This window comes from Streptomyces sp. AM6-12 (assembly GCF_044327085.1).
Lineage (GTDB): Bacteria > Actinomycetota > Actinomycetes > Streptomycetales > Streptomycetaceae > Streptomyces.
The window spans coordinates 2068147-2082257 of sequence record NZ_JBIQWN010000001.1 but is presented as its reverse complement, the minus strand read 5'-3'; the positions used below and the strand labels follow the sequence as shown (position 1 = coordinate 2082257).

14 protein-coding genes are annotated in these 14111 nt (G+C 70.7%); 13 read left to right on the top strand and 1 reads right to left on the bottom strand.

Annotated elements, in window-relative coordinates; genetic code table 11:
- Positions 1-22 precede the first annotated feature (22 nt).
- From ACE4Q9_RS09190 to ispG, 6 genes are all read left to right on the top strand, one after another.
- A complete protein-coding gene (locus tag ACE4Q9_RS09190; RefSeq protein WP_397983753.1) occupies positions 23-1612 on the top strand; it encodes a PucR family transcriptional regulator in 1590 nt (529 codons plus the stop codon).
- 129 nt (positions 1613-1741) lie between these two features.
- Positions 1742-3187 carry an aldehyde dehydrogenase family protein gene (locus ACE4Q9_RS09185; RefSeq protein ID WP_397983752.1) on the top strand — a complete coding sequence of 482 codons (1446 nt, stop codon included), beginning with the start codon at positions 1742-1744 and terminating at the stop codon, positions 3185-3187.
- Positions 3188-3568: 381 nt separating this feature from the next.
- Complete coding sequence (locus ACE4Q9_RS09180; protein ID WP_397983751.1) at positions 3569-5506, top strand: acyl-CoA dehydrogenase family protein; 1938 nt, start codon at positions 3569-3571, stop codon at positions 5504-5506.
- 214 nt (positions 5507-5720) lie between these two features.
- Positions 5721-6992, top strand: coding sequence for a 1-deoxy-D-xylulose-5-phosphate reductoisomerase (dxr, locus tag ACE4Q9_RS09175; RefSeq protein ID WP_397983750.1), 1272 nt, complete (start codon positions 5721-5723; stop codon positions 6990-6992).
- Positions 6989-8293: a M50 family metallopeptidase gene (locus ACE4Q9_RS09170; protein WP_397983749.1), complete on the top strand. Its 1305-nt coding sequence runs from the start codon at positions 6989-6991 to the stop codon at positions 8291-8293. Before dxr ends, ACE4Q9_RS09170 begins: the two co-directional genes overlap by 4 nt.
- A 194-nt stretch (positions 8294-8487) precedes the next feature.
- A complete protein-coding gene (ispG, locus tag ACE4Q9_RS09165) occupies positions 8488-9645 on the top strand; it encodes a flavodoxin-dependent (E)-4-hydroxy-3-methylbut-2-enyl-diphosphate synthase (protein WP_397983748.1) in 1158 nt (385 codons plus the stop codon).
- Positions 9646-9667: 22 nt separating this feature from the next.
- Here the strand turns inward: ispG and ACE4Q9_RS09160 are convergent, their stop codons facing one another.
- The gene (locus tag ACE4Q9_RS09160) at positions 9668-10054 is read right to left on the bottom strand and encodes an ATP-binding protein (protein WP_397983747.1); all 387 of its coding nucleotides are present in this window, start codon (positions 10052-10054) and stop codon (positions 9668-9670) included.
- Between the two features lie 169 nt (positions 10055-10223).
- Between ACE4Q9_RS09160 and ACE4Q9_RS09155 the strand changes: the two genes are divergently transcribed.
- The 7 genes from ACE4Q9_RS09155 (at position 10224) to ACE4Q9_RS09125 (ending at position 14106) form a co-directional block, all read left to right on the top strand.
- Positions 10224-11063 (top strand): helix-turn-helix transcriptional regulator, encoded by an 840-nt coding sequence (locus tag ACE4Q9_RS09155; protein ID WP_397987159.1) that lies wholly within the window; start codon positions 10224-10226, stop codon positions 11061-11063.
- Complete coding sequence (locus tag ACE4Q9_RS09150) at positions 11060-11317, top strand: DUF397 domain-containing protein (protein ID WP_397983746.1); 258 nt, start codon at positions 11060-11062, stop codon at positions 11315-11317. Before ACE4Q9_RS09155 ends, ACE4Q9_RS09150 begins: the two co-directional genes overlap by 4 nt.
- Positions 11318-11321: 4 nt before the next feature.
- Positions 11322-11738 (top strand): hypothetical protein, encoded by a 417-nt coding sequence (locus ACE4Q9_RS09145; protein ID WP_397983745.1) that lies wholly within the window; start codon positions 11322-11324, stop codon positions 11736-11738.
- 83 nt (positions 11739-11821) lie between these two features.
- Positions 11822-12079, top strand: a complete 258-nt coding sequence (locus ACE4Q9_RS09140) for a DUF397 domain-containing protein (RefSeq protein ID WP_397983744.1) — start codon at positions 11822-11824, stop codon at positions 12077-12079.
- Positions 12080-12409: 330 nt separating this feature from the next.
- Positions 12410-12703 carry a hypothetical protein gene (locus ACE4Q9_RS09135; RefSeq protein ID WP_397983743.1) on the top strand — a complete coding sequence of 98 codons (294 nt, stop codon included), beginning with the start codon at positions 12410-12412 and terminating at the stop codon, positions 12701-12703.
- A 40-nt stretch (positions 12704-12743) separates the two neighbouring features.
- Positions 12744-13118 (top strand): hypothetical protein, encoded by a 375-nt coding sequence (locus tag ACE4Q9_RS09130; RefSeq protein ID WP_397983742.1) that lies wholly within the window; start codon positions 12744-12746, stop codon positions 13116-13118.
- 139 nt (positions 13119-13257) lie between these two features.
- Positions 13258-14106, top strand: coding sequence for a GNAT family N-acetyltransferase (locus ACE4Q9_RS09125; RefSeq protein ID WP_397987158.1), 849 nt, complete (start codon positions 13258-13260; stop codon positions 14104-14106).
- The last annotated feature ends 5 nt before the right edge of the window (positions 14107-14111 follow it).

The window sequence follows — 14111 nt, the reverse complement described above, 5'->3', positions numbered from 1 at the left end:
TCCCCGTCACCGTGAAGGCACCATGCCCCCGACGCTCGCCTCACTCGTCCACCACTCGGCGCTGAAGCTGACCGTCCGGGCCGGCGCCGACCGCCTCGACGTGCCCGTGCGCTGGGCGCACGTCAGCGAGCTCGCCGACCCCGTGCCGTACATGGAGGGCGGCGAACTCCTCCTGATCACCGCGCTCAAGCTGGACGCCGAGGACCCGGAGGCCATGCGCCGGTACGTGCACCGCCTCGCCGGCGCCGGCGTCGTCGGGCTCGGCTTCGCCGTCGGGGTGAACTACGAGGAGATCCCCAAGGCCCTCGTCGACGCCTGCGCGAACGAACCCCTGCCGCTCCTCGAGGTCCCTCGCCGCACCCCCTTCCTCGCCATCAGCAAGGCCGTCTCCGCCGCCATCGCCGCCGACCAGTACCGCGCCGTCACCGCCGGCTTCGCCGCCCAGCGCGAGCTGACCAAGCAGGCCCTGAACGCCGGCCCCGAAGGCCTGCTCACCGCCCTCGCGGCCCAGGTCGACGGCTGGGCCGCGCTCTACGACGCCTCCGGCACCGTCGTCGCCGCCGCCCCCGACTGGGCCGGCCGCCGCGCCGCCCGCCTCACCGGCGAGGTGGAACGGCTCCGGGAGCGGCCCGCCCCCGCCTCCTCCGTGGTCGGCGGCCCCGAGCACGAGGACCGCGTCGAGCTGCACTCCCTGGGCACCGGCCGCCGCACCCGCGCCGCCCTCGCCGTCGGCACCGCCGCCGCGCCGGGCACCGCCGAGCGGTACGCCGTACATTCCGCCATCGCCCTGCTCACCCTCACCACCGAGCGCTCCCGCTCCCTGCACGCCGCCGAGCAGCGCATCGGCACCGCCGTCCTGCGCATGCTGCTCGCCGGGGAACCCGACCACGCCCGCGCCGTCGCCGGCGACCTGTACGGCAGGCTGCTGGACGCGCCGTTCCGGATGATCGTCGCCGAGTCCGTGCCCGCGGCGCGCGGGGCCGGCGCCGATCGGCTCGGCACCCTCGCGGAGACCCTGGAGGCCGCCGCCGCGCGCTCCGGCGAGGCGGTCCTCGTGGTGCCGGAGGGCGAGCGGCTCGTCGTCCTGGCCGCGGACGGCGGCGCGGCGGTGGCCGCCTGCGCCGCCCGCGCGGCGGAGCTGGAGGCGGCCCGCACCAGCCCCGAGCACACGGCCGCGGACGAGGACGAATTCGTCGTGGGCCTGTCCGCGCCGGCCGGTCCCATCGCCGCCGCGGCCGCCTACAAACAGGCCGAGCAGTCCCTGTCGGTGGCCCGGCGCCGCGGCCGGGTCCTGGTCGAGCACGAGCAGCTGGCCGCCGGCTCCGTGCTGCCGCTGCTCGCCGACGACGCGGTGAAGGCGTTCGCCGACGGGCTGCTGCGCGCGCTGTACGAGCACGACGCCACCGGCCGCGGCGACCTGGTGGCCTCCCTGCGCGCCTGGCTCTCCCGGCACGGTCAGTGGGACGCGGCCGCCGCCGACCTGGGCGTGCACCGGCACACCCTGCGCTACCGGATGCGCCGGGTCGAGGAGATCCTCGGGCGCTCCCTGGACGACCCCGACGTGCGCATGGAGCTGTGGCTCGCGCTGAAGGCCACCGCGACCGACCAGTAGTAGTCCAATCAGTAGTGGCCACGGCGGCTACTGCTACGGCACGGACAAGCGACCCCCGGCCCCCGCCGCCCTACCGTGGAGCACGAAAGCCAAGGACTCCCCCAAACGCGGAAAGGCCGGGAATCGCACATGACTTCCACCCACGCCTTCTGGCTCGCCGGCCGCCAGGTCACCGGCGACACCACCTTCGACGTCACCTCGTCGTGGGACGGCCGGCTCGTCGGCACCGTCAGCGTGCCGACCGACGCCCAGGTCGAGGAGGCCGTGGCCGCCGCGTACGCCGTCCGGGACGAGTTCGCCGCCACCCCCGCGCACGTACGGGCCGCCGCCCTCGACCACGTGGCCAAGCGCCTGACCGAGCGCACCGAGGAGATCGGCCGGCTGATCTCCGCCGAGAACGGCAAGCCCATCAAGTGGGCCCGCGGTGAGGTCGGCCGTGCCGCCTCGGTGTTCCGCTGGGCCGCCGAGGAGGCCCGCCGGTTCAACGGCGGCGAGGCCCAGCGACTCGACACCGACGGCGGCGGCGAGGGCCGGCTCGCGCTGGTCCGGCGCTTCCCGAAGGGCGTCGTGCTCGGCATCGCGCCGTTCAACTTCCCGCTGAACCTGTGCGCCCACAAGGTCGCCCCGGCGATCGCGGCCGGCGCCCCGATCATCCTCAAGCCGGCCCCGGCCACCCCCCTGTCCGGCCTGGTCATCGGCGAACTGCTCGCCGAGACCGACCTGCCGGCCGGCTCCTGGTCGATCCTGCCGGTCGCCAACGAGAAGATGCCCGCCCTGGTCCAGGACGAGCGCCTGCCGGTCATCTCCTTCACCGGTTCCGAGAAGGTCGGCTACGCGATCATGGACTCGGTGCCGCGCAAGCACTGCACGCTGGAGCTGGGCGGCAACGGCGCGGCCGTCGTCCTCGGCGACTTCTCCTCGGACGCCGACCTGGACTGGGCCGCGAACCGCATCGCGACCTTCTCCAACTACCAGGGCGGCCAGTCCTGCATCTCCGTGCAACGCGTGATCGTGGACGCCCCGGTGTACGACCGGCTGCTGCCGCGCATCGTGGCCGCCGTCGAGGCCCAGGTCACCGGCGACCCGAGCGACCCCAAGACCGATGTCGGCCCGCTGGTCAGCGAGGACGCCGCCCAGCGCGTGGAGTCCTGGGTCAAGGAGGCCGTGGAGGCCGGCGCCACGCTGCTCACCGGCGGCGACCGCGACGGCGCCTCGTACGCGCCGACCGTCCTCACCGACCTGCCCTCGGACGTCACCCTCGCCCGGGAGGAGGTCTTCGGACCGGTCCTCAGCGTGCAGAAGGTGAACGGCGAGGCCGAGGCGTTCGCCGCGGTCAACGACTCCAAGTACGGCCTCCAGGCGGGCGTGTTCACCCACGACCTCCAGGCCGCCTTCCGCGCCCACCGCGCCCTTGAGGTCGGCGGCGTCATCATCGGCGACGTCCCGTCCTACCGCGCCGACCAGATGCCCTACGGCGGTGCCAAGCAGTCCGGCGTCGGCCGCGAGGGCGTCCGCTCCGCGATGGAGGACTACACCTACGAGCGCGTCCTCGTCCTGACGGGCCTCGCCCTCTGACCTGCCATCGGGTCACCCAGAGCTGACCTGCCACGGACAGGTCGGAAACCGGAACGGCCGCAGCCCACTGTGCGGGGGCTGCGGCCGTTCCCTTGCACGTCCGGGGGCCTTCGCGGGGGATGGACGCCGGCGCCCTCCGAAAGCCGGACGGAACCGGGGGGACCATGCCGGATGCGGACGACAGCGTCCGACGACCGATGACGACGACGCCACGCGAGCGGCACACCTGGCCGTCACCGGCCCCCCCGGAAACGACCCGAACAGCCCCGCCCGCCCCCGCGAGGGGTGGCGGGGGCGTTTCTTTTCGGGTACCAACGAGCCAGTAGCCCCGGTCGGCAGCGCACCGCCCCGGTCGGTTCCTCCTCGCGGCGAGGTGATCCCATGTCCGCCCCCACCGAGCACCGCAGCACCGTCACCGAGCGCGAGGCCCGCGAGGTCGCGGAGGCCGCGCGGGAGCGGGACTGGCACAAGCCCAGCTTCGCCAAGGAGCTGTTCCTCGGGCGCTTCCGGCTCGACCTCGTGCACCCGCACCCGATGCCCGCGGAGGAGTCCGTGCGGCGCGGCGAGGAGTTCCTGGCCAAGCTGCGCGCCTTCTGCGAGACGGAGATCGACTCGGCACGGATCGAGCGCGAGGCCCGTATCCCCGACGAGGTCGTCGCGGGCCTGAAGGAACTCGGCGCCCTCGGGATGAAGATCGACCCGGAGTACGGCGGTCTCGGCCTCACCCAGCTCTACTACAACAAGGCCCTCGCCCTGGTCGGCTCCGTGAGCCCCGCCGTCGGCGCCCTGCTCTCCGCGCACCAGTCGATCGGCGTGCCCCAGCCGCTGAAGATGTTCGGCACGCGGGAGCAGAAGCAGGCCTTCCTGCCGCGCTGCGCCCGTACCGACATCTCCGCCTTCCTGCTCACCGAGCCCGACGTCGGCTCGGACCCGGCGCGGCTCGCGACCACCGCCGTGCCGGACGGGGACGAGTACGTCCTCGACGGAGTCAAGCTGTGGACGACCAACGGCGTCGTCGCCGATCTCCTCGTCGTCATGGCGCGGGTGCCGAAGTCCGAGGGGCACAAGGGCGGCATCACCGCCTTCGTCGTGGAGGCGGACTCCGAGGGCGTCACGGTCGAGCACCGCAACGCCTTCATGGGGCTGCGCGGCATCGAGAACGGCGTGACCCGCTTCCACCGGGTGCGGGTGCCGGCCGCGCACCGCATCGGCCCCGAGGGCGCCGGTCTGAAGATCGCGCTCACCACCCTCAACACCGGCCGCCTCTCGCTGCCCGCGATGTGCGCGGGCGCCGGGAAGTGGTGTCTGAAAATCGCCCGTGAATGGTCGGCGGAGCGCGAGCAGTGGGGCAAGCCCGTCGCGCTGCACGAAGCCGTCGGCGCCAAGATCGGTTTCATCGCGGCGACCACCTTCGCCCTGGAGGCGGTGCTCGACCTCTCCTCCCAGATGGCCGACGAGGACCGCAACGACATCCGCATCGAGGCCGCCCTCGCCAAGCTCTACGGCTCCGAGATGGCCTGGAAGATGGCCGATGAGCTGGTCCAGATCCGCGGCGGGCGCGGTTACGAGACGGCCGAGTCACTCAAGGCGCGCGGCGAACGGGCCGTGCCCGCCGAGCAGATGCTGCGCGATCTGCGCATCAACCGGATCTTCGAGGGCTCCACGGAGATCATGCACCTGCTGATCGCCCGCGAGGCGGTGGACGCGCACCTCTCCGTCGCCGGCGACCTCATCGATCCGGCCAAGTCCCTGCCGGAGAAGGCGAAAGCGGGCGCGCAGGCCGGTGTCTTCTACGCCAGGTGGCTGCCGAAGCTCGTCGCCGGTCCGGGCCAACTTCCCACCTCGTACGGCGAGTTCCGGCACGGCGTCGACCTGTCCTGCCATCTGCGCTACATCGAGCGCACGGCCCGCAGGCTGGCCCGCGCCACCTTCTACGGCATGTCCCGCTGGCAGGGCCGGATGGAGACCAAGCAGGGCTTCCTCGGGCGGATCGTGGACATCGGCGCCGAGCTGTTCGCGATGAGCGCGGCCTGCGTACGGGCCGAGCGGCTGCGCACCCGCGACGAGCACGGCCGGGAGGCCTACCAGCTCGCCGACGCCTTCTGCCGCCAGGCCCGCGTCCGCGTCGAGGAGCTGTTCGGCCGGCTGTGGACCAACACCGACGACCTCGACCGCACGGTCGTCAAGGGCGTCCTCGGCGGCGCCTACACCTGGCTGGAGGAGGGGATCGTGGACCCCTCGGAGGACGGCCCGTGGATCGCCGACGCGACCCCCGGACCCTCCTCACGGGCCAACGCCCGCAGGCCCTACGGCGGCTGACGGGTGCCGCTCAGCAGTACGTCCCTGCCGGAGCTGTGTGGATCTTCATGTACTTCCCGGCGCCGATCGTGACGTCCGGGAAGACATACCGGTGGTTCGAGGTGTCCCTGAGCCCCCATCCCTCACAGGATTCTCACCCTCACTCCGCACTCGGACGTACTCCCTGAGGGGACACCCTGTCCAGACCGTCACCGCGTGCGGCCACAATGGGGGGATGACCGACAGCCCTGCCCGTCCGGCACCCCTCGCCGACCCCCACCTCGTCTACGACCCCCTCGCGGGCGACGGCCCCAAGGACGTGGTGGTCCTCGGCTCCACCGGATCCATCGGCACCCAGGCCATCGACCTCGTGCTGCGCAACCCCGACCGCTTCCGCGTCACCGCGCTGTCCGCCAACGGCGGCCGGGTCGCGCTCCTCGCCGAGCAGGCGCACCGGCTGCGGGTGCGCACCGTCGCGGTCGCCCGCGAGGACGTCGTACCGGCCCTGCGCGAGGCGCTCGCCGCCGCGTACGGCCCCGGTGAGCCGCTGCCCGAGATCCTCGCCGGACCGCGGGCGGCCACCGAGGTGGCCGCCTCCGACTGCCACACCGTGCTGAACGGCATCACCGGCTCCATCGGCCTCGCGCCGACCCTCGCCGCCCTGGAGGCGGGCCGTACCCTCGCGCTCGCCAACAAGGAGTCGCTGATCGTCGGCGGCCCGCTGGTCACCGCGCTGGCCAAGCCCGGCCAGATCATCCCGGTCGACTCCGAGCACGCCGCCCTCTTCCAGGCGCTCGCCGCCGGCACCCGTGCCGACGTACGCAAGCTGGTCGTCACCGCCTCCGGCGGCCCCTTCCGCGGTCGTACGAAGGCGGACCTCGCGCACGTCACCGTCCAGGACGCCCTCGCCCACCCCACCTGGGCGATGGGCCCGGTGATCACGGTCAACTCCGCGACCCTGGTCAACAAGGGCCTGGAGGTCATCGAGGCGCACCTGCTGTACGACATCCCGTTCGACCGCATCGAGGTGGTCGTGCACCCGCAGTCGTACGTCCACTCGATGGTCGAGTTCACCGACGGCTCGACCCTCGCCCAGGCCACGCCGCCCGACATGCGGGGCCCGATCGCCATCGGCCTCGGCTGGCCCGAACGGGTTCCGGACGCCGCGCCCGCCTTCGACTGGAGCAAGGCTTCCACCTGGGAGTTCTTCCCGCTGGACAACGAGGCCTTCCCCTCGGTGGATCTCGCCCGGCACGTCGGACGGCTCGCGGGGACGGCCCCGGCGGTGTTCAATGCCGCCAACGAGGAGTGCGTCGCGGCCTTCCTGGACGGCGTGCTGCCCTTCAACGGGATCATGGAGACCGTCACCCGCGTGGTCGAGGAACACGGCACACCGGGAACGGGAACTTCACTCACCGTGTCGGACGTCCTCGAAGCGGAGACCTGGGCGCGGACCCGGGCCCGTGAGATCACAGCCACGACGGCGACCGCGGAGGCGCGTGCATGACGACCTTGATGTTCATCCTCGGCATACTGGTCTTCGCGTTCGGTCTGCTCGTCTCGATCGCGTGGCACGAGCTGGGACATCTGTCGACGGCCAAACTCTTCGGCATCCGCGTCCCGCAGTACATGGTCGGCTTCGGCCCCACCGTCTGGTCGCGCAAGAAGGGCGACACCGAGTACGGCATCAAAGCGATCCCGCTCGGCGGCTACATCCGCATGATCGGCATGTTCCCGCCGGACAACGCGGGCCGGATCTCGGCCCGTTCCACCTCGCCCTGGCGCGGCATGATCGAGGACGCCCGCTCGGCGGCCTACGAGGAGCTCCAGCCCGGCGACGAGACGCGCATGTTCTACACGCGCAAGCCGTGGAAGCGCGTCATCGTCATGTTCGCGGGCCCGTTCATGAACCTGATCCTCGCGATCGCCCTGTTCTTCACTGTGCTCATGGGCTTCGGCATCCAGCAGCAGACCACCACCGTCGCCTCCGTCTCCCCCTGCGTCATCGCGCAGAGCGAGAACCGCGACACCTGCAAGAAGTCCGACCCGGCCTCCCCGGCCGCGGCCGCCGGCATCCAGAAGCGCGACAAGATCGTCTCCTTCGCCGGCAAGCCCACCAAGGACTGGAACACCCTCTCCGACCTGATCCGCGACAGCGCGGGCAAGCAGGTGCCGATCGTCGTCGAGCGCGACGGCCGGCAGCTGACCCTGCACGCGAAGATCGCCACCAACCTGGTCGCCAAGAAGGACTCCAGTGGCACCTACGAGCAGGGCAAGTACGTGAAGGCCGGCTTCCTCGGCTTCAGCTCCGCCACCGGCGTCCAGAAGCAGGGCTTCGGCGACTCCGTGACCTGGATGACCGACCGGGTCGGCGACGCCGTCGACTCCCTCGCCGCCCTGCCCGGCAAGATCCCGGCCCTGTGGGACGCCGCGTTCGACAACGCCCCGCGCCAGCCGGACTCCCCGATGGGCATCGTCGGCGCGGCCCGCATCACCGGCGACATCGCCACCCTGGACATCCCCGCCTCCCAGCAGGTGGCGATGTTCGTGATGCTGCTCGCCGGGTTCAACCTCTCGCTGTTCCTGTTCAACATGCTCCCGCTGCTCCCGCTCGACGGCGGCCACATCGCCGGCGCCCTGTGGGAGGCGCTGCGGCGCAACCTGGCCCGCGTGCTGCGCCGCCCGGACCCCGGCCCGTTCGACGTGGCCAAGCTGATGCCGGTGGCCTACGTGGTGGCCGGGATCTTCGTCTGCTTCACCGTCCTGGTGCTCATCGCGGACGTCGTCAACCCGGTCAAGATCTCCTAGCCGTACGGCCCGCACGGCGGCCCGGAACCCCTGGGGTTCCGGGCCGCTTCCGTGCCGCGCCCGGCCGCCCCCCAAAGAGGGGGTTTCTCAGGGTGGGATGTGCCCGCGCACACGCCGGTGCCGTAATCTCGGATGCCGGAGCCCGCCGTAGCACGGGGCCGGATCTTGATCCACGACTTGGGGTTGCACAGCAGATGACTGCGATTTCTCTCGGCATGCCGTCCGTTCCGACCAAGCTCGCCGAGCGCCGCAAGAGCCGGCAGATCCAGGTCGGTAGCGTGCCGGTCGGCGGAGACGCGCCCGTCTCGGTCCAGTCCATGACCACCACCCGCACGTCCGACATCGGCGCCACCCTCCAGCAGATCGCCGAGCTGACCGCGTCCGGCTGCCAGATCGTCCGCGTGGCCTGCCCCACCCAGGACGACGCCGACGCGCTGGCCACCATCGCCAAGAAGTCCCAGATCCCCGTCATCGCGGACATTCACTTCCAGCCCAAGTACGTCTTCGCCGCCATCGAGGCGGGCTGCGCCGCGGTCCGGGTGAACCCCGGCAACATCAAGAAGTTCGACGACCAGGTCAAGGAGATCGCCCAGGCCGCCAAGGAGCACGGCACCCCGATCCGCATCGGCGTGAACGCGGGCTCCCTGGACCGCCGCCTGCTCCAGAAGTACGGCAAGGCCACCCCGGAGGCGCTGGTCGAGAGCGCCCTGTGGGAAGCCTCCCTCTTCGAGGAGCACGACTTCCGCGACATCAAGATCTCGGTCAAGCACAACGACCCGGTCGTGATGATCGAGGCCTACCGCCAGCTCGCCGCCCAGTGCGACTACCCCCTCCACCTCGGCGTCACCGAGGCCGGTCCCGCCTTCCAGGGCACCATCAAGTCGGCCGTCGCCTTCGGCGCGCTGCTCTCCGAGGGCATCGGCGACACGATCCGCGTCTCCCTGTCGGCCCCTCCGGTCGAGGAGATCAAGGTCGGCATCCAGATCCTGGAGTCCCTGAACCTGCGCCAGCGCGGCCTGGAGATCGTCTCCTGCCCCTCCTGCGGCCGCGCCCAGGTCGACGTCTACAAGCTCGCCGAGGAGGTCACCGCGGGCCTCACCGGCATGGACGTCCCGCTCCGCGTCGCCGTCATGGGCTGCGTCGTCAACGGCCCCGGCGAGGCCCGCGAGGCCGACCTCGGCGTCGCCTCCGGCAACGGCAAGGGCCAGATCTTCGTCAAGGGTGAGGTCATCAAGACCGTCCCCGAGTCCAAGATCGTCGAGACCCTGATCGAGGAGGCCATGAAGCTGGCCGAGAAGATGCAGGACGACGGCGTCGAGTCCGGCGAGCCCTCCGTCTCGGTCGCGGGCTGACCGTACGGCATCACGAGTCCCGTCACCGCCCGGTGGCGGGACTCGGCCGTACCTCCGCCCAGACCGTCTTGCCGGGCTGCCGGGGCGCCACCCCCCACTTGTCCGCGAGCGCCTCCACCAGGACCAGCCCCCACCCGGACTCCCCGCACGGCACCCGGGGCTCGGGCAGCCGCTCGCTCCGGGTGTCGGAGACCTCCAGCCGTACGGTCCCGTCCTGAGCCGCGAGCCGCAGATGGAAGTCCCGTCCGGGTACGTGCCCGTGCCGTACGGCGTTGGCGGCTAACTCGGCCGCGATCAGCGTGACGGCCTCGTTGACCCGGCCGTCGTACGGATGCCCCCACTCGTGCAGCCGCAGCGAGACCAGCCGCCGGGCGAGCCGCGCGCCGCGCGGGGTGGAGGTGAAGCGCATGGCGAATTCCTGGGTGGAGATTTCTGATTTCACGCCGTTACGGTCCCGCACGCTCAGTAGCGTTGAACAGCGGCCGCACCCCGACCACCAGGCGTTGTACAAGGGCGAGGTGCCGCTGTACACGCGCGCAACCGTGACCGAGGGCGGCGCGAGGGCATTGGGGGTGTACATGAGCGAGGAAGCACAGGAAGACCTGGACGGCCAGAAAGCACCGGGCTCGGGCATTCCGCTCGTCTTCGGACGGGTGCTGAAGCGGGTGCGCCTCCGAGCGGGCGTGGACCGCGGGGAGTTGGGGGACCGCACGGGGTACTCCGCCGCGACGATCACGTCGTACGAGGTGGGCAGGCGCATCCCGAACGCGAAGTTCATCCGGCAGGCGGATGAGGTGCTGGGCGCGGGCGGGATGCTGGTCGACTTCATCGAGGACATGGACAGGGCGCAGTATCCGGCGTTCTTCCAGGATGCGGCGAAGCTGGAGAGGGAAGCGGTCGGGTGGCATGTGTACGACGCGCTGGTGATCAACGGCTTGTTACAGACGGAGGACTACGCGAGGGCTGTCTTCAGAATGTGGCGACCCCTGTTGGACGAGGACACCATCGAGCAGCGAGTTGCCGCGCGACTGGCCAGGCAGGAGATCTTCGAGCGGAAGCCTGCGCCCACCATCAGCTTCGTGATGGAGGAAGCACTCCTACGCAAGGGGTGGGGTGGACCGGCGACGATGCGCGGCCAGTTGGAGCAAGTCCTGCTCACCGGGCAACGGCGTAACGTGGAGATCCAGATCATGCCGGATGCTCGGGAGGAGCACGCCGCGCTCGATGGCCCATTTACCTTGATCGAGACGGCGAAAGGGCGCAGGATCGCCTACGTGGAGGCTCACAAGCACAGCCGCCTCCTTACTGAGCGCAAGGCCGTCAGGGAGGCAGAGGAGCAGTACGGGATCCTGCGTGCCCAGGCCCTGCCCCCACGCGAATCGCTGGCATTCGTAGAAAAGTTGCTGGGAGAGACATGAACGTCGAAAAGCCGTCGAACCTAATGTGGTTCAAGAGCAGCTACAGCAGTGGCAGTGGCGGCCAGTGCCTCGAAGTCGCCCTCACCTGGCGCAAGTCAAGCTACAGCGATGGCGACGGCGGCGAGTGCGTCGAGATCGCCACCTGCCCCACCACCATCCACGTCCGCGACTCCAAGCAGAACCCCACCACCGCCCCCACCCTCTCCGTCCCGACAACCGCGTGGCAGGCGTTCCTGGGCCTGGTTCATGGCTGAGCCGGTGACGCAAGGCACGGTGTCCCCGGCCGGTCCTGGCGTGCGCCGGGTGCTGGAGCGGGTCGGGCGATGCGTCCTGACGTATGTGGTCCTGCATGCCGTGACATGGGTGGTCATCGCGCTCCTCGCGTCCCGGGAGGACTCGTACACCGACATCATGTGGTTCAGCTTGGGCGTGCTCGCCATCACCGGCATACCGACGCTGCTCCTCGCCCTCCTCGCGGGCCTGGCTCACCGGCGGATGGAGGTCACCACGTTCCGGGCGACGCTGGCCTTCCCGATGGTGTTCTTCGCGTGGCCGCTCGTGGGGGCGGACTATCCCCAGCCGCTGGTGTTGCAGGTCCTGTGCCAGATCGCCTTCGCCGCGTACCTGATGCCCGCACCACTCGTTCCGGAGAAATGGACGGTGAAACCGCGATAGATACCGTGCAACGGGATCCTGCGTGCCCAGACCCTGCCCCCGCGCGAATCGCTGGCATTCGTAGACAAGTTGCTGGGAGAGACATGAACGTCGAAAAGCCGTCGGACCTGACCTGGTTCAAGAGCAGTTACAGCCAGGGCGATGGCGGCCAGTGCCTCGAAGTCGCCCTCACCTGGCACAAGTCGAGCTACAGCAGCGGCGGCGGCGGCGAATGCGTCGAGATCGCCACCTGCCCCACCACCATCCACATCCGCGACTCCAAGCAGAACCCCACCACCGCCCCCACCCTCTCCGTCCCCACCACCGGCTGGCAGTCCTTCCTGGGGCTCGTGCGGTCTTGAGTGGAGTTTTAGACACCAAGGGCGAGGCGATCTCCGCCTGTAACGACCCGTACCGGCGCCGCCATTACAGGCGCTGGCCGTCTTCACGGCCGGAATCTCGGAGGCCGCCGCGGCCTCCGCCACGGCGGGGATCGTGGAACTCGCGAGCAGTCCGGGCGTGGCCGTGTCGACCGAGGTGGCGACGATGACGGGCACCACGCTCGCCACGGCCGCGATCGGCGGTATCGAGTCGGTCACGGTGGACCTGGCGGTGACCCAGCCGGTCTCGATGGCCACGGGTGAGAGCAAGGCTTCGACCTGGACGAGGTCAGCGACTCCGCGGTGTCCGGGATGGAGTTCGGGGGGCTGCTGGGCGGCGGCGGTGCGGTGGCCAGGGCGGCGGGCGACGCGGGCGGGTTCCGCGCGCTGTTCGACTTCGACGGAGTCCGCCTGCGTCGAGGACGACAACACCGACCCGGTCGACTGGTCACCGGCAAGGTGTACCTGCCGCAGACCGACGTCACCCTGCCCGGCCCCCCTCCGTACATCGATGTGGCCATAGGAAAGGGCGAGGCCCGCTATGCATTACGGTGGGACGGAACGGAAGCGGACATGCTTCGGAAGCGGCAGACGGCGACTCGATGATCTCCTGGGTGCTCTGAATCCTGAGGAGCGTCAGGATCTGATGATTCTCGAGAAAAAGGAATCGGGCGATTTCGAGGCGTGCAGCCTGAACAGGTTTCCCCACTCCGCCTGGGAGGGCATCGACTGGGAGACCGCCGCGTTCGTGGACCAGGAGTTCACCTCCGGAGGACGCGAGGCGGCGGAGATGGTGCGGGGCTGGCTGGCGAGCCTCGCCTCACCGGAAACCCTGTGGGTTATTTTCTGGGGCAATGCTGCGGTCCCGGCTGTCGCGCTTCCCGGAGGGCACGTAAAAAGGCGTGCCGAGGACATCCTGTACACAAGTGCGGATGTGTGGCTGTTCTCTGTCGATGACCGGATGCTGATCGAATACACGCATGATGGGCGCCTGACGCTCGCGCGGGTGCCCTCCGAGTGACGAATTCGACCACCCGATAATCCCCGGCGGAACAGCAGATCCGTCGTCGGGCCGCTTGCCCGGACGGACCCGGAGCGCAGCGCATTCGCACGAGGTACAGTGCCACGACCAGCACAATCCCAGGGTGAGGCCCCCGCACTTGTTGACCCAGACCACCTCACGGGTGCTCGAACCGAGCGACCTCGACGCCGCGCTCGCGGTCCTGGACCGCGAGCCGGTCGCGAATGCCTTCGTGACCGCGCGCGTCCGGATCGCCGGGCTCGACCCCTGGCGGCTCGGCGGCGAGATGTGGGGCTGGTACGAGGACGGCATGCTCACGTCCCTGTGCTATGCGGGCGCCAACCTGGTCCCGATCTGCGCCACCCCCCGCGCCGTACGCGGCTTCGCCGACCGTGCCCGGCGGGCCGGGCGGCGCTGCTCCTCCATCGTCGGCCCCGCCGACGCCACCTCCGCGCTGTGGCGGCTCCTGGAACCCCACTGGGGCCCGGCCCGCGACGTCCGGCCCCACCAGCCGCTGATGGTCACCGACCGCATGCCCGACGACATCGCCCCGGACCCCTACGTCCGCCGCGTCCGCAAGGACGAGATGGAGACGATCATGCCGGCGTGCGTGGCCATGTTCACCGAGGAGGTCGGCGTCTCCCCGCTGGCGGGGGACGGCGGACTGCTCTACCAGGCCCGGGTCGCCGAACTCGTCGGCGCCGGACGGGCCTTCGCCCGGCTCGACCAGGACGGCAAGGTCGTCTTCAAGGCCGAGATCGGCGCGGCCACCGCCCAGGCATGCCAGATCCAGGGCGTGTGGGTGGCCCCCGAGCACCGGGGCAAGGGCATCGCCGCCCCGGCCATGGCGGCGGTCCTGCGCTACGCCCTCGCGGACGTCGCCCCCGTGGTCAGTCTGTACGTCAACGACTTCAACACCGCCGCGCGCCGCACCTACCGCAGGGTGGGCTTCCAGGAGATCGGCGCCTTCATGAGTGTGCTGTTCTGAACCCG